Consider the following 19,846-nt stretch of genomic DNA (forward strand, 5'->3'; position numbering starts at 1 on the left):
AGGCCGCGTCATCAAGAGTCCGCTGCGACTTGAACTCTGGCGGCGAAGAGGCCTCCAGTTCAACCGAGACGTCAGCGAGGCGAACCAAGTCTTCCCCGGCCGTCGGCCTTGCCGGCGCAAGCAGCCTGCCATTCGAAAGAGAGAAGCCCGGCGCCATCGGCACCGGGCTCTTCATTCCATGATCGTCGCAACGCGGCGTCGGGAGGAGAAACGCCAGACGACGAAGTCGAAGAGGTCAAGATCACGGATGGCCGGTTGGGAGGAAGACGGCCATCGCAAACAACCTCGCCCTCGACGGCCAAACATACCACATTCGCGGGAGGATGCTGTCACCCGTTTGCTACGACTCCATAGCAATGAGACTGGCATTGCCGCCGGCTGCCGCAGTGTTCACCGAGATCACCTGTTCGCGAGCGAAGCGCGCGACGTAGTTCGGGCCGCCCGCCTTCGGCCCCGTGCCCGAGAGGCCGGAGCCGCCGAAGGGCTGCGAGCCGACGATGGCGCCGATGATGTTGCGGTTGACGTAGACGTTGCCGACGGTCAGCCGCTCGGCGACGAACAGCGCGGTGTCGTTGATGCGGCTGTGGATGCCGAGCGTCAGGCCGTAGCCCGTGCGCTCGATCGCCTGGCAGACCTTCTCCAATTCTCCCGCCTTCCAGCGCACGACATGCAGGATCGGGCCGAAGACCTCCCGCTCCACCGCCTCCGGCCGGTCGACCATGACGATCCGCGGCGCGAACCAGTGCCCCTCGGGCGGCAGACCGGCAGGCAGCGCGCCCTCGAACACGACGCGCTGCTCGCGCGCCATCTTCGCCGCGTGGTCGGCGAGCATCCGGTGCTGCTCGGCGTCGATGACGGGGCCGATGTCGGTGGCAAGGTCGTGCGGGTCGCCGATGGTCAGCTCCGCGGCGGCACCCGCGATCATCTCGACCATCCTGTCGGCGACGTCGGCCTGCACGAACAGGAGGCGCAGCGCCGAGCAGCGCTGTCCGGCCGAGCGGAACGCCGACATCACGACGTCGTCGGCGACCTGCTCGGGCAGCGCGGTCGCGTCGACGATCAGGGCGTTGATGCCGCCGGTCTCGGCGATCAGCGGCGCGATCGGCGCGTTGCGGGCGGCGAGCGCGCGGTTGATCGCATGCGCCGTCTCGGTCGAGCCGGTGAAGGCGACGACGGCGGTCGTAGGATGCGCGACGAGCGCCGCGCCGGTCGCGCCGTCGCCGGGCGCGAGGAACAGGCTCTCCTTCGCGAACCCCGCCTCGTGCAGGAGATCCACCGCCATCGACGCGATCAGCGGCGTCTGCTCCGCCGGCTTGGCGATGACGACATTGCCCGCGGCGAGCGCCGCGGCGACCTGGCCGGTGAAGATCGCCAGCGGGAAGTTCCACGGCGAGATGCACAGCGCGACGCCGCGCGAGCGGTAGACGAGGCGGTTCTCCTCGCCGGTCGGCCCCGGCATCAGGCTCGGCGCCGCGAACAGCCGCTCCGCCTCGGCGGCGTAGAAGCGCAGGAAGTCGACGGCCTCGCGGATCTCGGCGATGCCGTCGTCGATGGTCTTGCCCGCCTCGGAGGCGAGCAGCTGCATCAGCGCGCCGGTGCGTGCCTCCATCAGCTCGGCAGCCTTGCGCAGCCGGGCGGCGCGCTCGGCGGGCTTGACGGCTTCCGTCGCCCGGACATGCTTCGCCGCCTCGGCGACCAGCGCCGACGCCGCCTCGGCAGACAGGTGATGGCTGCGGCCGACGACGTGCCCGTCCACCGGCGAGCGGACCTCCACCGGCTCGCTGCTTCCGGCGGCAAAGCCGCATCTGGCTTCCAGCGCCTTCGCCGGAGTCCGGTCCCGCTCGGCGAGGAAGCCTGCCACGGCGCGCCGGTCGCCGAACTCGATCCCCTTCGAGTTCTTCCGGTCGCCGAAAAGATCCTGCGGCAGGCCGATCTTCGGGTGGCGCGCAGGGCCGCCGGCGAGCACGTCGCGCGGACGCACCAGCAGCTTCTCCACCGGCACGGCCTCGTCGCCGACCATCGCGACGAAGGAGGAGTTGGCACCGTTCTCGAGCAGCCGCCGCACGAGATAGGCGAGAAGATCGCGGTAGCCGCCGACCGGGGCGTAGATCCGGCAGGCGACGGGGGCGGGCAACGTCCGGCGCATGGTCTCGTAGAGCGCCTCGCCCATGCCGTGCAGGCGCTGGAACTCGAAGCCGGTGAGGTCGTCGCCCGCCATCTCCACGATCGTCGCGACCGTCAGGGCATTGTGGGTGGCGAACTGGGGATAGAGCCGGGTGCGGCGGGAGAGCAGCGACTTCGCCGCGACGAGATAGGAGAGGTCCGTCGCCGGCTTGCGGGTGAAGACGGGATAGCCGTCGACGCCCTTTTCCTGGGCGTGCTTGATCTCGGTGTCCCAGTAGGCGCCCTTCACGAGCCGCACCATCATCCGGACGCCGCGCGCCTCGGCCAGCCGGTCGATGTGCTCGATGACGGCGAGCGCCCGCTTCTGATAGGCCTGGATGGCGAGGCCGAAGCCCTGCCAGCCCTTGAAGTCGAAGTCCTTCGCCACGGCGTCGATGACGTCGAGCGAGAGTTCAAGCCTCTCGGCCTCCTCGGCGTCGATCGTCAGGTTCAGGTCGTAGCTCTGCGCCAGCTTCGCCAGAGCCGCCACCTTCGGCACCAGTTCCCGCATCACCCGCTCGCGCTGCGTCGGCTGGTAGCGCGGATGCAGGGCCGAGAGCTTCACCGAGATCCCCGGCCGGTCCGGCAGCGCCTTGTTGCCGGCCTTCCGGCCGATCTTCTCGATCGCGCCGGCATAGGACTGGAAGTAGCGCTCGGCGTCGGCGGCGGTGCGGGCGCCCTCGCCCAGCATGTCGTAGGAGTGCCGGTAGCCCTTCTTCTCGAAGGCGCGCGCGCGCTCCAGCGCATCCTCGATCGTCTCGCCGAGCACGAAGTGCCGGCCGAGGAAGCGCATCGCCTGGCGGGTCGCCTGGCGCACCGCCGGTGCGCCGATCCGTCGCACGAGGCCCTTCAGGACGCCCTGCGGCGTCTCGCCCGGCTTGACGATCCGGGCCGAAATGCCGAGCGCCCAGGCGGAGGCCGCGGTCAACATGCGGTCGTCGCCGCCCTCGTAGTTCTCCCAGTCGCCGGTGCCGATCTTGTCCTCGATCAGCCGGTCCTGCGTCGCGGCGTCCGGCACCCGCAGGAGCGCCTCGGCGAGGATCATCAGCGCCAGGCCCTCGCGGCTCGACAGGCCGAACTCGCGCAGGAAGTCCTCGACGCCGCCGATCCCGCCGGAGCCCTTGCGGATCCCCTCGATCAGTTGCCGGGCCCGTGCATCGACCGCCGCCTCGTCATGGGTCCAGCCGTCCGAGGCGGCGAGCAGCGCCCGCACCGCCCCGGCATCGTCGGGAGCGAAAGGGGCCGAGAAGGGGGCGGGCATCGCGGTCATGGAAGCGGCTCCTGAAGGGCTGGGCTGGAGGATCCTTTAGCAAAGGTCGCCCCGTGCTTCTCACCAAAGACAGGCGCTGCTTCGGGGGATATGCTCCGCCGGCCGGGAATTTTCGGGGAGTATGATGGAAATCGACCAGAAGGACCGAAAGATCCTCCACGCGCTGCAGGCGAACGGGCGGCTCAGCAATCTGGAACTCGCCGAGCGTGTCGGTCTGTCGCCGACCGCGACGGCCGAACGCGTCAAGCGCCTGACGCGCGACGGTTTCATCCTCGGGACGGTCGCGCGGCTCAACCCCGCCAAGCTCGGACGCGGCATGATCGTTTTCGTCGAGGTGAAGATGGATCGCACCTCGGACGCAGTCTTTTCCGAGTTCAAGGCGGCGGTGGGCGCCCTTGCCGATGTGATGGAGTGCCATATGGTTGCCGGCGGCTTTGATTATCTCATCAAGGCTCGCGTCGAAGACATGTCCGCCTATCGCGCGTTCCTTTCCGAAAAGCTGCTTGTGCTGCCGGGCGTACGCGAGACCCACACCTATGCCGTGATGGAAGAGGTGAAGAACACGTCTGCGATCGCGTTTTAGGCAGCCAGATAAATCTGCCGCAAAATGTTGCGTCCTTCGTTGATTGACGCAATAATCAATCGAACGCACGTGTCCGTCCGGCCGTCCGGGCGGAGCGTTTCAACAAGGAGATCTCGATGAAGCTTTCCCGTAGCCTTGCAGGTCTGTCGCTGTTCGCGGCTCTCGCGATGGCCCTTCCGGCCCAGGCGCAGGACGCCGCCAGCTGCAAGACCGTTCGCCTGTCGGACGTGGGCTGGACCGACATCACCTCGACGACGGCCGTCACCAGCAAGATCCTGACCGGCCTCGGCTACAAGCCCGACGTCAAGATCCTCTCGGTGCCGGTGACCTTCGCCTCGCTCGCCAACAACAATATCGACGTCTTCCTCGGCAACTGGATGCCGGCCCAGACCGAGGCGATCGGAAAGTACGTCAAAGACGGCTCGATCGTGCGCGTCCACAAGAACCTCGAGGGCGCCAAGTACACGCTGGCGGTGCCGAAATACCTCTACGACAAGGGCCTGCACGACTTTTCCGACATCCACAAGTTCAAGAAGCAGCTGAACGGGAAGATCTACGGCATCGAGGCGGGCAACGAGGGCAACGCCAAGATCCTCGACATGATCAAGAAGGACAAGTTCGACCTCAAGGGCTTCGATCTCGTCGCGTCCTCGGAGCAGGGCATGCTCAGCCAGGTCGCCCGCGCCACCAAGTCCAAGAAGGGCATCGTCTTCCTCGCCTGGGCGCCGCACCCGATGAACACCAACTACGACATCAAGTACCTGACCGGCGGCGACGAATATTTCGGCCCCAACTTCGGCGGCGCGACGGTCTACACCGTGACCCGCAAGGGCTATGTCCAGGACTGCCCGAACGTCGGCAAGCTCCTGAACAACCTGACCTTCAATCTGGACATGGAAAACCAGATCATGGGCAAGATCCTCGACAAGAAGGAAGAGCCCAAGCAGGCCGCGACCGAGTGGCTGAAGGCCAATCCGGGCGCGCTGAACAAGTGGCTCGACGGCGTCAAGACGATGGACGGCAAGGACGGCCTGGCGGCGGTCAAGAGCTCGCTCGGCATCTCGTCCTGATCGGCTGTCTGAAAAACCGCTTGCAAGAAGGCCGGTTCTGCCGGCCTTCTTCATAATGTCGAGACCCGTTTTCGAAGAGGATCGCGTTCTCCGTGGAATGGCTTGAAAACCACCCCTTGCCGATCGGCGACTACGCCGAGGCGTTCACCAACTGGCTGACGGCCAACTTCACCTTCTTTTTCGACGGGCTGACCAATGTCTTCGGCGCCTTCGTCGACGCCATCCTCTATGTGCTGCAGGCGCCGCACCCCTTCATCGTCGTCGCCGTCTTCTGCGCCATCGCCTGGTTCGCACGCCGCTCGATCGGCATCGTGCTGTTCACCCTGTGCGGCCTGCTCCTGATCATCAATCTCGGCTACTGGGAGGAGACCACCCAGACGCTGTCGCTGGTGCTGGCGGCGACCACCGTCTGCATGGTCGTCGGCGTACCGCTCGGCGTCGCCGCGGCACGGCGCGACTGGGTCTACATCATCCTGCGCCCGATCCTCGACCTGATGCAGACGATCCCGACCTTCGTCTATCTGATCCCGGCGCTGATCCTGTTCGGCCTCGGCATGGTGCCCGGCCTCGTCGCGACGGTGATCTTCTCGCTGCCGGCCTCGATCCGCCTCACCCGGCTCGGCATCGCCTCGACGCCGCGCCAGCTGATCGAAGCCGCCGACGCCTTCGGCGCGACACCGATGCAGCGCCTGTTCAAGGTCGAGATCCCCTACGCCCTGCCGCAGATCATGGCGGGCCTCACCCAGACGATCATGCTCTCGCTGTCGATGGTGGTCATCGCGGCCCTCGTCGGCGCGCCAGGCCTCGGCGTGCCGGTGCTGCGCGCGCTGAACGCCATCAATGTCGGTGACGGCTTCAAGGCCGGCCTCGCCATCGTCCTCCTCGCGATCATCCTCGATCGCTTCTTCCGCGTCGAGGAGTCCGGCCGGTGAGCAATCCCATCGTCTCCTTCCAGAACGTCTCGATCGTCTTCGGCAAGAACGCCGAAAAGGCCCTCCCGCTCGCCGATGCCGGCAAGACCCGCGCGGAGATCCGCGAAGAGACCGGCGCCACGCTCGGCGTCACCAATGCCAGTCTCGACATTCAGCAGGGCGAGATCGCCGTGCTGATGGGCCTGTCCGGCTCCGGCAAGTCGACGCTGCTCAGAGGCGTCAACGGCCTCGCCCCGATCACCCGCGGCCGCGTCGTGGTCGACACCGGCCGCGGCGAGGTGGATCCGAGGGCCTGCGGCGCCAAGCGCCTTCGGGACCTGCGCCGCCACGAGGTGGCAATGGTGTTCCAGCAGTTCGCGCTGCTCCCCTGGCGCACAGTCGCCGACAATGTCGGCCTCGGCCTGGAACTCGCCGGCGAGCCAAAGTCCAAGCGCCGCGAGCGGGTGATGAACCAGCTCGAACTCGTCGGCCTGAAGGACTGGGCGGACAACCGCGTGGGCGAGCTCTCCGGCGGCATGCAGCAGCGCGTCGGCCTTGCCCGCGCCTTCGCCACCGACGCGCCGATCCTGTTGATGGACGAGCCCTTCTCGGCGCTCGACCCGCTCATCCGCTCGCGCCTGCAGGACGAGCTCCTGGAGTTCCAGCAGCGGCTGCAGAAGACCATCATCTTCGTCAGCCACGATCTGGACGAAGCCTTCAAGATCGGCAACCGCATCGCCATCATGGAGGGCGGCCGCATCGTCCAGGTCGGCACGGCGCAGGACATCGTGCTCCGGCCGGCGGACGACTACGTCTCCGACTTCGTCGCCCACATGAACCCGCTGAACGTCCTCACCGCTGGCGACGTGATGAAGCCCCTGCCGAAGGACAAGGCGGGCTCGACCCCGGCCCATGTCGCGCAGATGGCCGAACCGGAGACGCCGCTGAAGAAGGTGATGGCCGTCGTCTCGGAGAGCCGCGGCACCGTCGTCGTCTCGAAGAAGGGCCAGATCCTCGGCCAGATCTCGGCGCAGGACATCGTCGACGCGCTGGAACGGCACCGGGAATAGAGCGCCGGCTCTATTCCAGCATCACCACAGGCGCCTCCGCCGCCGCCTCGGCCACCTCCGGCCGGGGCGCGTCGCCCTTCTTCGGCACCATCAGCGACAGCACCAGTGTCAGCGCGGAGACGGCGAACATCGCCCAGAAGGTCAGGTTCAGCGAATGGGCGAGCGCGGCCTGCGTCGCCGGATCGGCGACGATCTGGCCCGGCTGGTCGAGGAAGCGCTGGATGCGGTCGAAGTTTACGCCGTGCCCGCTGTTCGTCAGGCTGACGTTGAACACCGCGCCGAGCGCGGTGGCGCCAAGGGTCGAGCCGAGATTGCGGGCGAAGATGTTGGAGGAGGTCGCCGCCCCGCGCTCGTTCCAGCCGACGGCGCTCTGGATGATGACGATCGCGGCGTTGGTCAAAAAGCCCATGCCGAAGCCCATGACGACCGAGCCCGCCGCCGCGACCGCCGCGGGCGTGCCCGGCCGCAGGAAGACGAAGACGACCGCGCCGAGCGGCAGGAGCGCCGCGCCGAAGAGCAGGATCGGCCTCAGGCCGAAGCGGGAGAAGTTGCGCGCGGCGACCGTCGCACCGATCGGCCAGCCGAGCACCATGGCGGTCAAGGTGAAGCCGGCGACGAGCGGCGAATAGCCGAGGACGCCCTGCACATACATCGGCAGGAAGGTCGTCAGGCCGATGACGGTCATGCCGCTGAGCAGCGTCGCCGCATTGGTGGTGGCGATCGAGCGGCGCGTCCACAGGGAGATGCTCACCATCGGGTCCTTCGCCCGCCGCTCCTGGACGAGGAACAGGGTCCCGGTCACGACGGCGACGACGAGCGACACGACGACGGTGGCGGCCGAGGAGCCGACCTCCGTCAGCGCCACCATCAGGGCCGCGACGGCGATGGCGAAGAGCGTTGCGCCGAGGACGTCGATCTTGCGCTTTTGCGGCGTGATCCCCTCGTGCAGGAAGGCGATGAAGCCGGCCGCGGCGAGGATGCCGATCGGCACGTTGATCCAGAAGATCCAGGCCCAGGAGACGTGCTGGATGATCAGGCCGCCGGCGAGCGGCCCGACCACCGAGGCGATGCCCCAGACGGAGGCGAGCCAGCCCTGCACCTTGCCCCGCTCCTCGACGGTGTACATGTCGCCGACGACGGTGATCGCGACCGGCTGGATGGCGCCGGCCCCCACCCCCTGGATCAGCCGGAAGGCGATCAGCGAGGGCATCGACCAGGCGAAGCCGCACAGGATCGAGCCGACCAGGAAGATCGCGATGCCGAGCAGGAGGATGGGCCGGCGGCCGTAGAGGTCCGCGAGCTTGCCGAAGGCGACGGTCATGGCGGTCTGCGTCAGGAGGAAGGACGCAAAGACCCAGGAATAGAGGTGGAGGTCGCCGAGCTGTCCGGCGATCTGCGGCATCGCCGTCGAGACGATGGTGGCTTCGATGGCGATCATCGTCATCGCGGCCATGATCGAGGCGACGATGAAGGGACGGCGCAGCGTCTGATTTTCAGGCATTTGGGTCGGACCGATGGTGGGCAGCGTCGCCGGTGGGCGGCTGGCGGGCGAGGCCGGGAGAGACAGGGCGTCGCGCCCGCGGTCCGGAGCCTTGGAAAGGGTATCGCTAAGGGAGTCTTGCGACGCTGCCATAGGCCCGCCGGGGCAAGCTGACAAGCCGGTAATGAAGCGGCTGCTTCACGGACGCGTGCACGCCGTCCAACGGCCGCCGCTCGGGCCGGAACCGCTCAGAGATCCACCCCCGGCCGCGGCGCCAGGGGCGGGTTCTCCGGGCTCGGTGCCAGCAGCGCCCGTTCCTTCAGGAAGGGATCGATCGCGAGTGCCGCGCGCAGCTGCTGCTGCGCCAGCTCGGCACGGCCCTGGCGCATCAGGATCAGCGCCCGGCCGGCCATGGCGGCGAAATGCCTCGGTTCGAGCGCGATCGCCCGGTCGACATCTTCCAGCGCCCCGTCATCGTCGTCCTGCAGGAAGCGGACGAAGCCGCGCTGGTTGTAGGCCTCGGCATAGTTCGGCGCCCGTGCGACGGCCTCGTCCAACAGCTCGCGGGCGCCGGCGAAGTCGTAGCTCTCGCGCCGCCGCATCGCCTCGGCCAGCAGCCGCCCCGTTTCGGTGTCCGGCGCCTGCATCCACATCTGCCAGATCGCGCTCTCGGCGGCTCTCGCGGCCGCCTCGCTGCGAGCCGAGCGCAGGGCCTCGAACAGCCTGTCGCGACGGGCATCGCGACTGCCGCTCGACGGGTCGGCGGGTGTGGGCAGGGTCGCCGAAGGGCTGGTGGCGCCGTCATCGGCCAGCACGCCGGAAGGGAGCGCAGAAAGGGCAGCCAGAACCGCGACCGAGACATACCGACCGAAGATGCGAAGCGACACGGAAGGCTCCTGATCATTCGAAGAGGATCGGCCAACCAGCCGGGCATAACCCGGCCGGTCGACGCGAAGACTACCGGCCAGAAGGGATGGGCCGAATCATAAAGCCGTCATTACGCTTCGCCATCTTGCAAACCGGCGATGTTCGTCTTCGCTCGGTCCCGCAAGCCCCATTCCCGCAGGCACCTGCCCAGGCATTAGCCAAAACGGGAAATGACCATGAAACTGACGAATTTCGCGCCGGACGCCCTTGCCATGTCGCGGCAAAATGTGTCGGATGCCGGCCTTCAGCGGATGAGAAAAATCCGCGATCCTGACAGGAGGTGTCATTCATGAAACTCGTCACCCGGCTTCTCGCCGCGAGCGCGCTCGCCTTGGCGCTCGGTTCCGCGGCTTCGGCTCAGGCCAAGACGCTGGTCTACTGCTCCGAGGCGTCGCCGGAAGGTTTCGATCCCGGCCTCTACACCGCCGGCACCACCTTCGATGCCGCCTCGCGCACGGTCTACAACCGCCTGGTCGAGTTCAAGCACGGATCGACCGAGACCGAGCCGGGTCTCGCCGAGTCCTGGAAGATCTCCAAGGACGGGACGGAGTACACCTTCAAGCTGCGGCCGAACGTGAAGTTCCAGACGACGGACTTCTTCACGCCGACCCGGACGATGAACGCCGACGACGTGATCTTCTCCTTCGAGCGCCAGCTCGACCCGAAGAACCCGTGGAACCAGTACGTCAACGGCGCCAGCTGGGAATACGCCGCGAGCATGGGCTTCCCGGACCTCATCCAGTCGATCGAGAAGGTCGACGACATGACGGTGAAGTTCAAGCTGAAGCATCCCGAAGCCCCGTTCATCGCCGATCTCGCGATGGACTTCGCCTCGATCATGTCGAAGGAATATGCCGACAAGCTCAAGGCCGACAACCAGATGCAGATGCTGAACCAGCAGCCGCTCGGCACCGGCCCCTTCCAGTTCGTCGCCTATCAGCCGGACGCGGTCATCCGCTACAAGGCGAACCCGGACTACTACAAGGGCAAGCAGCCGATCGACGACCTGATCTTCGCGATCACCACCGACGCCTCGGTGCGCGCGCAGAAGCTGAAGGCCAACGAGTGCCAGATCATGCCCTATCCGAACGCGGCGGACGTCGCGTCGCTGAAGGCCGATCCGAACCTGAAGGTCGAGGAGCAGAACGGCCTCAACATCGCCTATCTCGCCTACAACACGACGCAGGCGCCGTTCGACAAGCCGGAGGTCCGCAAGGCCCTCAACATGGCGATCAACAAGCAGGCGATCATCGACGCGGTGTTCCAGGGCGCGGCGACGCCGGCCAAGAACCCGATCCCGCCGACGATGTGGGGCTATAACGACGCCATCAAGGACGATCCGTACGATCCGGAGAAGGCCAAGAAGATGCTGGCGGACGCCGGCGTCAAGAACCTGAAGATGAAGATCTGGGCGATGCCGGTGTCGCGCCCCTACATGCTGAACGCGCGCCGCGCGGCGGAGCTGATGCAGGCGGACCTGCAGAAGATCGGCGTCGACGCGCAGATCGTCTCCTACGAGTGGGGCGAGTACCTGACGAAGTCGAAGGCCAAGGACCGCGACGGCGCCGTGATGCTCGGCTGGACCGGCGACAACGGCGATCCCGACAACTTCCTCTCGACCCTGCTCGGCTGCGACGGCGTCGGCGGCAACAACCGCGCCCAGTGGTGCGACAAGGACTTCGACGCGCTGACCAAGAAGGCCAAGGAGGTCTCCGACCAGGCCGAGCGCGCCAAGCTCTACGAAAAGGCCCAGGTGATCTTCAAGCAGCAGGCGCCCTGGCTGACCATCGACCACTCGAAGGTCTTCATGCCGATGCAGAAGTCGGTGAAGAACTTCGTGCAGGATCCGCTCGGCTATCACCGCTTCGACGGCGTGGATATCGAGCAGTAAGGGCCTAGCTCTTCCTGCGAACCGATCGAAGGGGCGGCTCCGGCCGCCCCTTCTCCATTATGAGGTCCGATATCGGCGATGACCGCGACCCACCCGTTCCAGCAGCGCATCCTGCTCGCCTTCGACTTCGACTGGACGCTCGGCGAGGATAGCTTCGAGCGGCTCGTCGCCGTGATGGGCTTCAACGTCGACACCTGGAAGTCCGACTTCTACCGGCCGCTCGGCGACAATGGCTGGGACGACATCCTGGCGAAGTTCGAGGGCCTGCGCCGCATGTGCGTCGCGGCCGGCAAGACCGTCACGATCGCCGATGTCGAAGAGGCGGGCCGTACGACGCGCGGCTTTGCGGGGGCGGAGACCATGCCGGAGCGGCTGCGCGCAGTCGCGCGCGCGGTCGATCCGGCCGTCGAGCTGGAGTTCGCCATCGTCTCCTCCGGCTACCGCGACGTCTTCGGCGCGCATCCCGTCGCGAGCGCCTTCGACCGGACTTTCGGCTCGCGGCTCGACGTCGAGGAGAGCGGCGCCGTGCGCGGCGTGCGCAGCATGATTTCGCATCCCGAAAAGGTCCGCTACATCCAGGCGCTCGCCAAGGGCATCGACACCGACGGCGCCAACGCGCCCTCGCGCACCAATGCGGACAAGAGCGAGGCGGATCTGCGCGTCGCCTTCGACCAGTTGGTCTATGTCGGCGACGGCGCCTCCGATCTGCAGGCATTCGAGTTCGTCCGCTCGGTCGGCGGCTTCGCGATCGCCGTCTCCCGCGACGGCGGGTTCGCCGCCGAGGGCGAGATGCTGCAGGCGCAGCGTCCCGACGCGCTGGCGCCGCCGGGCTACGACGACGGGGCGCCGCTGTTCGAGGTGCTTGCCCACGCGGTGCGCTCGCATGCGAGCCGCATCGCGCTTCGCCGCATGGGGCGCGACCGATGACGCCCGAGCCTGCCTCGGCGTTCCCGATCCGCGCCGCCCGGCCGCAGGACGTTCCGGGCATCGCCACAATCTGGTACGAGGGCTGGCGCGAGGCGCATCTCGGGCACGTGCCGGAGGCCTTGATGCGCCACCGCACATGGGAGACCTTCCAGCGCCGGTCCGGCGAGCGGCTGGAGGACGTGCTCGTCGCCGAAGCGGACGGCGCGGTCGCCGGTTTCGTCCGCCTGCACCATGACGAGGCCGAACAGGTCTTCGTCGCGCCGGCCTTTCGGGGAACCAGCGGCGTCACAGGGGCGCTGATGGACGCCGCGGAAGCGCTTCTCGCGCGGCGCGGCGTTGACAACGCCTTCTTGGTGGTGAACGAGGCCAATGCGCGGGCGCGCCGCTTCTACGAGAAGCGGGGCTGGCGCTTCGCGGCCAAGGTGGATTATCCGGTCGAGACGGAGGACGGGGAGATGGTCATCCCCATCCTTCGCTACGAAAAGGCGCTGCATGCGCCCAAGACGGTCAGCTGAATGCTTCGTTTCTTCCTGTCGCGCGTCCTGGTCCTGATCCCGACCTTCATCGGGGTGTCGATCGTCGCCTTCGCCTTCATCCGCCTGTTGCCGGGCGACCCGGTCGCGCTGATGTCCGGCGAGCGGGTGATGGCCGCGTCGCGCCATGCCGCCATCATGCACGAGCTCGGCTACGACCGGCCGCTCTACATGCAGTACCTCTCCTATCTCTGGGGTCTCTTCCACGGCGACTTCGGCACGTCGATCGTCACCAAGCGCGGCGTCGCGACGCAGTTCTTCACGCTGTTCCCCGCGACCCTCGAACTCTCGCTCTGCGCCATCGTCATCGCCGTCGGCCTCGGCGTGCCGGCCGGCGTCTTCGCCGCGGTCAAGCGCGGCTCCTGGTTCGACCAGGGTATCATGGGCGCGGCCCTCGTCGGCTATTCCATGCCGATCTTCTGGTGGGGCCTGCTGCTGATCATCCTGTTCTCCGGCGTGCTCGGCTGGACGCCGGTCGGCGGCCGCATCTCGCTGCTCTACTATTTCCCCCAGGTGACCGGCTTCATGCTGATCGATTCGCTCCTCTCGGGCCAGAAGGGCGCCTTCGGCTCGGCGGTGTCGCACCTGATCCTGCCCTCGATCGTGCTGGCGACGATTCCGCTCGCCGTCATCGCCCGGCAGACGCGCTCGGCGATGCTCGAGGTGCTCGGCGAGGACTATGTCCGCACCGCGAAGGCCAAGGGGCTGGCGCGCGCCCGCGTCGTCGGCGTCCACGCACTGCGCAACGCACTGATCCCGGTGGTGACGACGATCGGCCTGCAGGTCGGCGTGCTGATGGCCGGCGCGATCCTGACCGAGACGATCTTCTCCTGGCCGGGCATCGGCAAGTGGATGGTGGATTCGGTGTTCCGCCGCGACTACCCCGTCGTCCAGGGCGGACTTCTGCTGATCGCGATGATCATCATGCTCGTCAATCTCGTCGTCGATCTCCTCTACGGCGTGATCAATCCGCGCGTCCGGGCGAAATAGGAGACTCGCGATGAGCCATATCACCGCCCAGGAAGCCGAAGAGGGCGTCGGCACCGACCTTCCCGATCCGATCCAGCGCAAGAGCCCGCGGCGGCAGATGCTGGAGGAGTTCTGGTACTACTTCTCCGAAAACCGCGGCGCCGTTCTCGGCCTCGTCGTCTTCGCTCTCGTGGTGCTGACGGCGCTCGCCGCGCCGCTGCTCGCGCCGCATTCGCCGGATCTGACCAACAACAATGCGCAGCTCGTGCCGCCGGTCTGGCAGACGGGCGGCAGCTGGACCTATCTCCTCGGCACCGACGCGATCGGCCGCGACATTCTCTCGCGCCTCATCTACGGCTCGCGCTACTCGCTGTTCATCGGCGTCGTCGTGGTGGTGGTGGCGGTGAGCGTCGGCATCGCCATCGGGCTCGTCGCCGGCTATGTCGGCGGCTGGGTCGACACGGTCATCATGCGGGTGATGGACGTCATCCTCGCCTTCCCCTCGCTGCTCCTCGCCCTCGTCCTCGTCGCGGTGCTCGGCCCCGGCCTCACCAATGCGATGATCGCCATCGCGCTCGTCCTTCAGCCGCATTTCGTCCGGCTGACGCGCGCCTCGGTGATGAGCGAGAAGCGGCGCGAATACGTCACCGCCGCCAAGGTCGTCGGGGCGAGCCCGCTCAGGCTGATGGTGGTGACGATCCTGCCGAACTGCCTCGGCCCGCTGATCGTCCAGGCGACGCTGTCCTTCTCCAACGCCATCCTCGACGCCGCAGCGCTCGGCTTCCTCGGCATGGGCGCGCAGCCGCCGACGCCGGAATGGGGCACGATGCTCGCCGAGGCCCGCGAGTTCATCCAGAGCGCCTGGTGGGTGGTCACCTTCCCCGGCCTCGCCATCCTGATCACCGTCCTGGCGATCAACCTCATCGGCGACGGCCTCAGAGACGCGCTCGACCCGAAGATGAAGCGGAGCTGAGATGGCTGCCTTCGTCGGCCTCCTCGGAGTCCTGCTCGGCGCGTTTCTCGGCAAGGGCCTGGAGCGTCTGCTCGATCTGCACCGCAGGCGGGACCGGCAGATCGACATGGTCTTCGCACTCCACGCCGAGATCTCGGCGGGGCAAAGTGCGGCAGATGACCAGAATAGCGAAGCCGAGGCAGCCTACCTTCTGGAAAACGAACTGCCGGCCGGCCCATCCGACCGGACGGACTTTGTCTTCGATGCACTGAAGGCAGATCTTTCTATCCTGCCGCAGCCGGTGATTCACCAAATCGTATTGTATTACCGCTTGGCCGAACAATCTAACATGCTGACCGACTTCCTGGGGTCACAGGCGTACAGCGGCCAGAGCCCGGAAGAACGCAGGCGGTACCGTCGCAATCTCCTAATCGCGTTAGCTGATCAGAAAGTAGCGGCTGGCGAAGCGCTCAACGCGTTGGAAACCTTCATCGCCGAATCAGGCGCAACGGTGCCTCAGCGGAGCCGCGTGGCTTCAAACCAGAGGACGAATGGGGCCGACCATGACAAATCTCCAGATCCTGCTTAAAGCGCAATATATGCCTTTTTGCCTCCCGGTGTAAGAGCATGCCCCTTCTCTCCCTCCGCAACCTGTCCGTCACCTTCGACACGGCCTCCGGCCCGTTCAAGGCGGTCGACGGCGTCGACATCACGGTCGAGCCCGGCGAGGTGCTCGGCATCGTCGGCGAGTCCGGCTCCGGCAAGTCCGTCGCCATGCTCGGCCTGATGGGCCTCCTGCCGCCGTCGGCCACCGTGACGGCCGACGAGATGCGCTTCGAGGGCCGCGACATGCGCGCGATGTCCGCCTCCGAACGGCGCAAGATCGTCGGCAAGGACATGGCGATGATCTTCCAGGAGCCGATCGCCAGCCTGAACCCCTGCTTCAACGTCGGTTTCCAGATCGGCGAAACGCTGAAGGTGCATCTCGGCCTCGGCCGCAAGGAGCGCTACGAGCGCACGCTGGAGCTCCTGCAGAAGGTCGGCATCTCCGAGCCCGAGCGGCGCATGAAGGCGTTTCCGCACCAGCTCTCCGGCGGCATGAGCCAGCGCGTGATGATCGCCATGGCGATCGCCTGCGAGCCGAAGCTCCTGATCGCCGACGAGCCGACGACGGCGCTCGACGTCACCATCCAGGCGCAGATCCTCGACCTTCTGCTCGACCTGCAGCGCGAGCGCGGCATGGCGATGATCCTGATCACCCACGACATGGGCGTCATCGCCGAGACGGCGGAGCGGGTGATCGTGCAGTATGCCGGCCAGCAGGTCGAGCGCCAGCCGGTCGCGACGCTGTTCGACGCGCCGCATCACCCCTACACCTCGGCGCTGCTCGCCGCGATCCCCGAGCGCTCCACCGGCTCGCGCCTGCCGACCATTCCGGGCGTGGTGCCCGGCCAGGGGGACCGGCCGGACGGCTGCCTGTTCAACCCGCGCTGCCCGAAGGCGGACGACCGCTGCCGCACCATCGTGCCGCCGCGCCAGCCGCCGGCGCTGGGCGAGGCGCTGTGCCACTACCCCCTGAACGTGCCCGCAGAAGTGAGTGCCGCCGAATGAGCGCCATCGTCACCGCCGAAGATGTGAGCCAGGTCTACGACGTCCGCCGCGGCCTGTTCCAGAAGCCGCTCGGCCTGAAGGCCGTCAAGGACGCGACCTTCGCCGTCGAGGAGGGCGAGACGCTGGCGATCGTCGGCGAGAGCGGCTGCGGCAAGTCCACCCTCGCCCGCATGCTGACTCTGATCGAGACGCCGACCGAAGGGCAGCTGACGATCGACGGCGTCACCATCACCGGCAAGGGCACGGGCGACCAGAAGAAGCTCCGCTCCACCGTGCAGATCGTCTTCCAGAATCCCTATGGCGCGCTGAATCCGCGCCAGAAGGTCGGCGCGATCATCGAGGAGCCGCTGAAGATCAACACGCAGCTGTCGGCGGCCGAGCGGCGCAAGCGGGCCGAGACGGCGCTGGCGGAAGTCGGCCTGCGCCCCGAGCACTATGCCCGCTACCCCCACATGTTCTCCGGCGGCCAGCGCCAGCGCATCGCGATCGCGCGGGCGATCATCCTGGAGCCGAAGATCCTCGTCCTCGACGAGCCGGTCTCGGCGCTCGACGTCTCGATCCAGGCGCAGATCCTGAACCTCCTCGCCGACCTGCAGGAGCGGCTGGGCCTCACCTATATCTTCATCAGCCACGATCTCTCGGTGGTGAAGCATGTCGCAGACCGGGTGATGGTGATGTATCTCGGGCGCCCGGTCGAGATCGCGCCGGTCGACGCGCTCTACGCCAACCCGCTGCACCCCTATACGCGCGCGCTGCTCTCGGCGACGCCGGCGACGGACCCGAAGTCGAAGGGCCAGCGCATCAAGCTGACCGGCGAGCTCCCCTCGCCCTTCAACCCGCCGCCCGGCTGCCCCTTCAACCCGCGCTGCCCCTTCGCCAACGACCGCTGCCGCAGCGAACTGCCGCTGCTCAAGCAGCACGGGCCGACCGACGTGGCGTGCTTCGCGGTGGACGAGGGACGGCTGCCGGCGGCGAACTGACCGATCAGTTCATGGCGCGGCTGCGCCGCCTGCTCGCGGCACCCGCCCGAGATGCCGGTCGCCGGGTGCGGGGAGATCCCGCGCCCGGCCGGATCCGTGTCAGCCTTTGTAGGTGACGCCCGGCAGCGTCTTGACGCCCGGATTGGCGCGCCGCAGCGCCATGATGTAGTTCGGCGGGAACAGCAGATGGTTCGCCGTGTGCAGCCCCATGAACGACGCGATGTCGTTGGTGAAGGACGAGCAGTTGTAGATCTCGGCCTGCCAGAGCGGGCTGGTGCGCTGCAGCTTGCGGATATAGGCGACCACGCGCTTGTACTCCTCGGGGGAGAGCGGGATCGTCATCTCGGCTTCAAGATAGCCGAGTTCGGTGTCGCCGTCGGAAGGGCCGGTCTCCGAGGGGACCGCGATCAGGTGGCCGAGCGCATAGGGCACGTTGCTCGTCGAGGCCGGATGCAGGCCCGCGACCTCGGTCATCGAGGGGATCAGCACGCCCTTGGTGTTGTAGGGCACGTTGCCGCGCGAATCGAGCTCGCCGAACACCACGAAGGAATGCCCGTAGCTCAGCGCGTTCCGGCCGCGGAAGGAAATGAAATAGGGCTTGGCGAGGATGCCGACCGCGCTCTTGCCGGAATAGGGCACGAAGCCGACGGTCTTGCCGGTCGCGGCCAGTTCGCTCGCGGGCGAGCCGTAGGTCTGGCTCGAAGCGGTGGAGGTGGAGGTGCAGCCTCCGAGAGTCGCCACCGCCAGGACGGCAGCGCAAAGGGTGGAAACGATTTTCATCGAGATTAGCGTCTTCTGTAATGGGAGCAGGCCTGCGGCACAGGATAGAGCAGGCTATCCGATGCGAGCCTCACCATACGCCGCCATTTGGTTCTGATTGTGCCGACGGCCACGCTTACGCCGTTTTGGCACGCGGTCTGCGGCCTTTGCGCAACAATCACCGGTTCGTGAAACGCTCCCGACGCTCGACCGCTACCAGAAATCGGGAACGCTCGCCGACAGACGTCCGCCGAGCCGGATCGCGGCGACCTTCTCCGCAAGACCGGTGCGGTCGGAGATCTCGACGGCAAGGCCCGCAATGGTCGCCGGCCCTTGCGCCGCCTCGAACCGCCCGCGCGGCACCTTGGTGAGAAAGCGGTTCAGCGGCTCCTCCTTCTCCATGCCGAGGGAGGAGTCGTAGTCGCCGCACATGCCGGCGTCGGACTGGTAGGCCGTGCCGCCGACGAGGATCTGGTGGTCCGCGGTCGGCACATGGGTGTGCGTGCCGACGACGACGGAGACGCGCCCGTCGAGGAAATGCGCGAAGGACTGCTTCTCGCTGGTCGCCTCGGCGTGGAAGTCGAAGATCACGGCATCCGCCTGTTCGCCGAGCGGGCAGGCGGCGACGAGGCGGTCGGCGCAGGCGAAGGGATCGTCGAGGTCCGGGCTCATGAACACCCGGCCCATGACGTTGGCGACGAGCACGCGGGCGCCGTTCTTGGCCTCGAACAGACCGGAGCCGTTGCCGGGCGCGCCGGGGGGGTAATTGGCCGGCCGGAGAAACCGGTCGTGACGGGTGGAGAATTCCAGCGCCTCGCGCTGGTCCCAGACGTGGTTGCCGGTGGTCACCACGTCGGCGCCGGCGGCAAGCGTCTCCTCGAAGATCGCCTCGGTGATGCCGAAGCCGCCGGCCGAGTTCTCGCCGTTGACCACGACGAAGTCGAGCTTCCAGTCGGCGACGAGGCGGGGCAGGCGCTGGAACACGGCGTTGCGGCCGGAGCGGCCGACCATGTCGCCGAGGAAGAGGAAGCGCATCAGGGCGCGACCGGCTTGGCCGCGCGCTTGGCCGCGTCGAGCTTTTCCAGCGCGGTCTTCACCGCGGGACGCGAGCCGACGCGCTCGATCCAGGCCTTCAGAGCCCCGAGATCGCCGGCGCCCTCGTCCTTCAGCCCGGAGACGCCGGAGCGTGCCCAGCCGAAATTGATGATGTCGGCGATGGAATAGTCCCCGGCGAGGTAGTCGCGCTCTTTCAGGCGGTCGTTCAGGACCCCGAGAACGCGCAGCGATTCCTTGCGGTAGCGCTCGATCGCATAGGGGATCTTCTCGTCGGCGAAGGCGTTGAAATGGTGCCATTGACCGAGCATCGGCCCGGTATTGCCGACCTGGAAGAACACCCAGCCGAACGTCTCGGCGCGTTCCGGCCCCGAGGCCGGCAGGAAGCGGCCGGCCTTTTCCGCGAGATAGATCAGGATCGCACCGGACTCGAACACCCGCTGGCCGTTGTCGCGGTCGACGATCGCCGGGATCTTGCCGTTCGGATTGATCGCGAGGAAGTCCGGCGCCTTCTGCGCGCCGGTCGAGATGTCGACCATGTGGAGATCGTAGTCGAGACCGCATTCCTCGAGCATGAGGATGGGCTTCTCCCCGTTCGGCGTCTGCCAGGTGTAGAGGTCGATCATGTCGCGTCCTTGAAAAGCCGTGGTTCGCCGTAAGCCATTCCCGTTCGCCAAGCTAGGACGCCAGCCCGGCG

Annotated in this window: 18 protein-coding genes; 12 read left to right on the forward strand and 6 right to left on the reverse strand. The window is 67.2% G+C overall.

Going from position 1 to position 19,846, the window contains the following annotated elements:
- Nucleotides 1–340 precede the first annotated feature (340 nt).
- Nucleotides 341–3,424: a bifunctional proline dehydrogenase/L-glutamate gamma-semialdehyde dehydrogenase PutA gene (gene putA, locus AB5S17_RS16775; RefSeq protein WP_369241664.1), complete on the reverse strand. Its 3,084-nt coding sequence runs from the start codon at nt 3,422–3,424 to the stop codon at nt 341–343.
- 130 nt (nt 3,425–3,554) lie between these two features.
- Here putA and AB5S17_RS16780 point away from each other — a divergent pair, with 130 nt between their 5' ends.
- The 4 genes from AB5S17_RS16780 (at nt 3,555) to choV (ending at nt 7,067) form a co-directional block, all read left to right on the forward strand.
- Complete coding sequence (locus AB5S17_RS16780) at nt 3,555–4,016, forward strand: Lrp/AsnC ligand binding domain-containing protein (protein ID WP_369241438.1); 462 nt, start codon at nt 3,555–3,557, stop codon at nt 4,014–4,016.
- Between the two features lie 116 nt (nt 4,017–4,132).
- A complete protein-coding gene (locus AB5S17_RS16785) occupies nt 4,133–5,086 on the forward strand; it encodes a choline ABC transporter substrate-binding protein (RefSeq protein ID WP_369241440.1) in 954 nt (317 codons plus the stop codon).
- A 92-nt stretch (nt 5,087–5,178) separates the two neighbouring features.
- Nucleotides 5,179–6,018 carry a choline ABC transporter permease subunit gene (choW, locus tag AB5S17_RS16790; protein ID WP_369241442.1) on the forward strand — a complete coding sequence of 280 codons (840 nt, stop codon included), beginning with the start codon at nt 5,179–5,181 and terminating at the stop codon, nt 6,016–6,018.
- Nucleotides 6,015–7,067, forward strand: coding sequence for a choline ABC transporter ATP-binding protein (choV, locus tag AB5S17_RS16795; protein WP_369241444.1), 1,053 nt, complete (start codon nt 6,015–6,017; stop codon nt 7,065–7,067). Before choW ends, choV begins: the two co-directional genes overlap by 4 nt.
- A 10-nt stretch (nt 7,068–7,077) precedes the next feature.
- Here the strand turns inward: choV and AB5S17_RS16800 are convergent, their stop codons facing one another.
- Both AB5S17_RS16800 and AB5S17_RS16805 read right to left on the reverse strand, forming a co-directional pair.
- Nucleotides 7,078–8,568 (reverse strand): MDR family MFS transporter, encoded by a 1,491-nt coding sequence (locus AB5S17_RS16800; RefSeq protein ID WP_369241446.1) that lies wholly within the window; start codon nt 8,566–8,568, stop codon nt 7,078–7,080.
- A 227-nt stretch (nt 8,569–8,795) separates the two neighbouring features.
- Complete coding sequence (locus AB5S17_RS16805) at nt 8,796–9,434, reverse strand: hypothetical protein (RefSeq protein ID WP_369241448.1); 639 nt, start codon at nt 9,432–9,434, stop codon at nt 8,796–8,798.
- A gap of 329 nt (nt 9,435–9,763) precedes the next feature.
- Here AB5S17_RS16805 and AB5S17_RS16810 point away from each other — a divergent pair, with 329 nt between their 5' ends.
- The 8 genes from AB5S17_RS16810 to AB5S17_RS16845 all read left to right on the forward strand — a co-directional run bounded on the left by AB5S17_RS16810 (nt 9,764) and on the right by AB5S17_RS16845 (nt 17,337).
- On the forward strand, nt 9,764–11,365 hold the full coding sequence (locus AB5S17_RS16810; RefSeq protein WP_369241450.1) for an ABC transporter substrate-binding protein: 1,602 nt from the start codon (nt 9,764–9,766) through the stop codon (nt 11,363–11,365).
- Nucleotides 11,366–11,443: 78 nt separating this feature from the next.
- Nucleotides 11,444–12,292, forward strand: coding sequence for a hypothetical protein (locus AB5S17_RS16815; protein ID WP_369241452.1), 849 nt, complete (start codon nt 11,444–11,446; stop codon nt 12,290–12,292).
- Nucleotides 12,289–12,807: an N-acetyltransferase family protein gene (locus AB5S17_RS16820; RefSeq protein ID WP_369241454.1), complete on the forward strand. Its 519-nt coding sequence runs from the start codon at nt 12,289–12,291 to the stop codon at nt 12,805–12,807. The genes AB5S17_RS16815 and AB5S17_RS16820 overlap by 4 nt, the downstream gene beginning before the upstream one ends.
- Complete coding sequence (locus AB5S17_RS16825; RefSeq protein ID WP_369241456.1) at nt 12,808–13,815, forward strand: ABC transporter permease subunit; 1,008 nt, start codon at nt 12,808–12,810, stop codon at nt 13,813–13,815. It abuts the gene before it with no gap.
- A 97-nt stretch (nt 13,816–13,912) separates the two neighbouring features.
- A complete protein-coding gene (locus AB5S17_RS16830) occupies nt 13,913–14,767 on the forward strand; it encodes an ABC transporter permease subunit (RefSeq protein ID WP_369241666.1) in 855 nt (284 codons plus the stop codon).
- 1 nt (nt 14,768) lies between these two features.
- Entirely contained in the window at nt 14,769–15,335 is a 567-nt protein-coding gene (locus AB5S17_RS16835) for a hypothetical protein (RefSeq protein WP_369241458.1), read from the forward strand.
- Nucleotides 15,336–15,373: 38 nt separating this feature from the next.
- Entirely contained in the window at nt 15,374–16,357 is a 984-nt protein-coding gene (locus AB5S17_RS16840) for an ABC transporter ATP-binding protein (RefSeq protein ID WP_369241460.1), read from the forward strand.
- Nucleotides 16,354–17,337 (forward strand): ABC transporter ATP-binding protein, encoded by a 984-nt coding sequence (locus AB5S17_RS16845; RefSeq protein WP_369241462.1) that lies wholly within the window; start codon nt 16,354–16,356, stop codon nt 17,335–17,337. The genes AB5S17_RS16840 and AB5S17_RS16845 overlap by 4 nt, the downstream gene beginning before the upstream one ends.
- Before the next feature lie 99 nt (nt 17,338–17,436).
- Here AB5S17_RS16845 and AB5S17_RS16850 read toward each other — a convergent pair whose 3' ends face one another.
- The 3 genes from AB5S17_RS16850 to AB5S17_RS16860 form a co-directional block, all read right to left on the reverse strand.
- Entirely contained in the window at nt 17,437–18,117 is a 681-nt protein-coding gene (locus tag AB5S17_RS16850) for a hypothetical protein (RefSeq protein ID WP_369241464.1), read from the reverse strand.
- Between the two features lie 192 nt (nt 18,118–18,309).
- Nucleotides 18,310–19,131 carry a TIGR00282 family metallophosphoesterase gene (locus tag AB5S17_RS16855; protein WP_369241466.1) on the reverse strand — a complete coding sequence of 274 codons (822 nt, stop codon included), beginning with the start codon at nt 19,129–19,131 and terminating at the stop codon, nt 18,310–18,312.
- Nucleotides 19,131–19,775, reverse strand: a complete 645-nt coding sequence (locus tag AB5S17_RS16860; protein WP_369241468.1) for a glutathione S-transferase family protein — start codon at nt 19,773–19,775, stop codon at nt 19,131–19,133. The genes AB5S17_RS16855 and AB5S17_RS16860 overlap by 1 nt, the downstream gene beginning before the upstream one ends.
- Nucleotides 19,776–19,846: the final 71 nt, after the last annotated feature.

The organism is Jiella sp. M17.18 (genome assembly GCF_041027365.1).
Taxonomy (GTDB): Bacteria; Pseudomonadota; Alphaproteobacteria; order Rhizobiales; family Rhizobiaceae; genus VKMB-3413.

What these genes read in the sequence shown, in the direction of transcription:
- putA (WP_369241664.1), bottom strand. Translation starts at nt 3,424, where the DNA reads ATGCCCGCCCCCTTCTCGGCCCCTTTCGCTCCCGACGATGCCGGGGCG.
- AB5S17_RS16780 (WP_369241438.1), top strand. Translation starts at nt 3,555, where the DNA reads ATGATGGAAATCGACCAGAAGGACCGAAAGATCCTCCACGCGCTGCAG.
- AB5S17_RS16785 (WP_369241440.1), top strand. Translation starts at nt 4,133, where the DNA reads ATGAAGCTTTCCCGTAGCCTTGCAGGTCTGTCGCTGTTCGCGGCTCTC.
- AB5S17_RS16800 (WP_369241446.1), bottom strand. Translation starts at nt 8,568, where the DNA reads ATGCCTGAAAATCAGACGCTGCGCCGTCCCTTCATCGTCGCCTCGATC.
- AB5S17_RS16810 (WP_369241450.1), top strand. Translation starts at nt 9,764, where the DNA reads ATGAAACTCGTCACCCGGCTTCTCGCCGCGAGCGCGCTCGCCTTGGCG.
- AB5S17_RS16815 (WP_369241452.1), top strand. Translation starts at nt 11,444, where the DNA reads ATGACCGCGACCCACCCGTTCCAGCAGCGCATCCTGCTCGCCTTCGAC.
- AB5S17_RS16820 (WP_369241454.1), top strand. Translation starts at nt 12,289, where the DNA reads ATGACGCCCGAGCCTGCCTCGGCGTTCCCGATCCGCGCCGCCCGGCCG.
- AB5S17_RS16825 (WP_369241456.1), top strand. Translation starts at nt 12,808, where the DNA reads ATGCTTCGTTTCTTCCTGTCGCGCGTCCTGGTCCTGATCCCGACCTTC.
- AB5S17_RS16830 (WP_369241666.1), top strand. Translation starts at nt 13,913, where the DNA reads ATGCTGGAGGAGTTCTGGTACTACTTCTCCGAAAACCGCGGCGCCGTT.
- AB5S17_RS16835 (WP_369241458.1), top strand. Translation starts at nt 14,769, where the DNA reads ATGGCTGCCTTCGTCGGCCTCCTCGGAGTCCTGCTCGGCGCGTTTCTC.
- AB5S17_RS16840 (WP_369241460.1), top strand. Translation starts at nt 15,374, where the DNA reads ATGCCCCTTCTCTCCCTCCGCAACCTGTCCGTCACCTTCGACACGGCC.
- AB5S17_RS16845 (WP_369241462.1), top strand. Translation starts at nt 16,354, where the DNA reads ATGAGCGCCATCGTCACCGCCGAAGATGTGAGCCAGGTCTACGACGTC.
- AB5S17_RS16850 (WP_369241464.1), bottom strand. Translation starts at nt 18,117, where the DNA reads ATGAAAATCGTTTCCACCCTTTGCGCTGCCGTCCTGGCGGTGGCGACT.
- AB5S17_RS16855 (WP_369241466.1), bottom strand. Translation starts at nt 19,131, where the DNA reads ATGCGCTTCCTCTTCCTCGGCGACATGGTCGGCCGCTCCGGCCGCAAC.
- AB5S17_RS16860 (WP_369241468.1), bottom strand. Translation starts at nt 19,775, where the DNA reads ATGATCGACCTCTACACCTGGCAGACGCCGAACGGGGAGAAGCCCATC.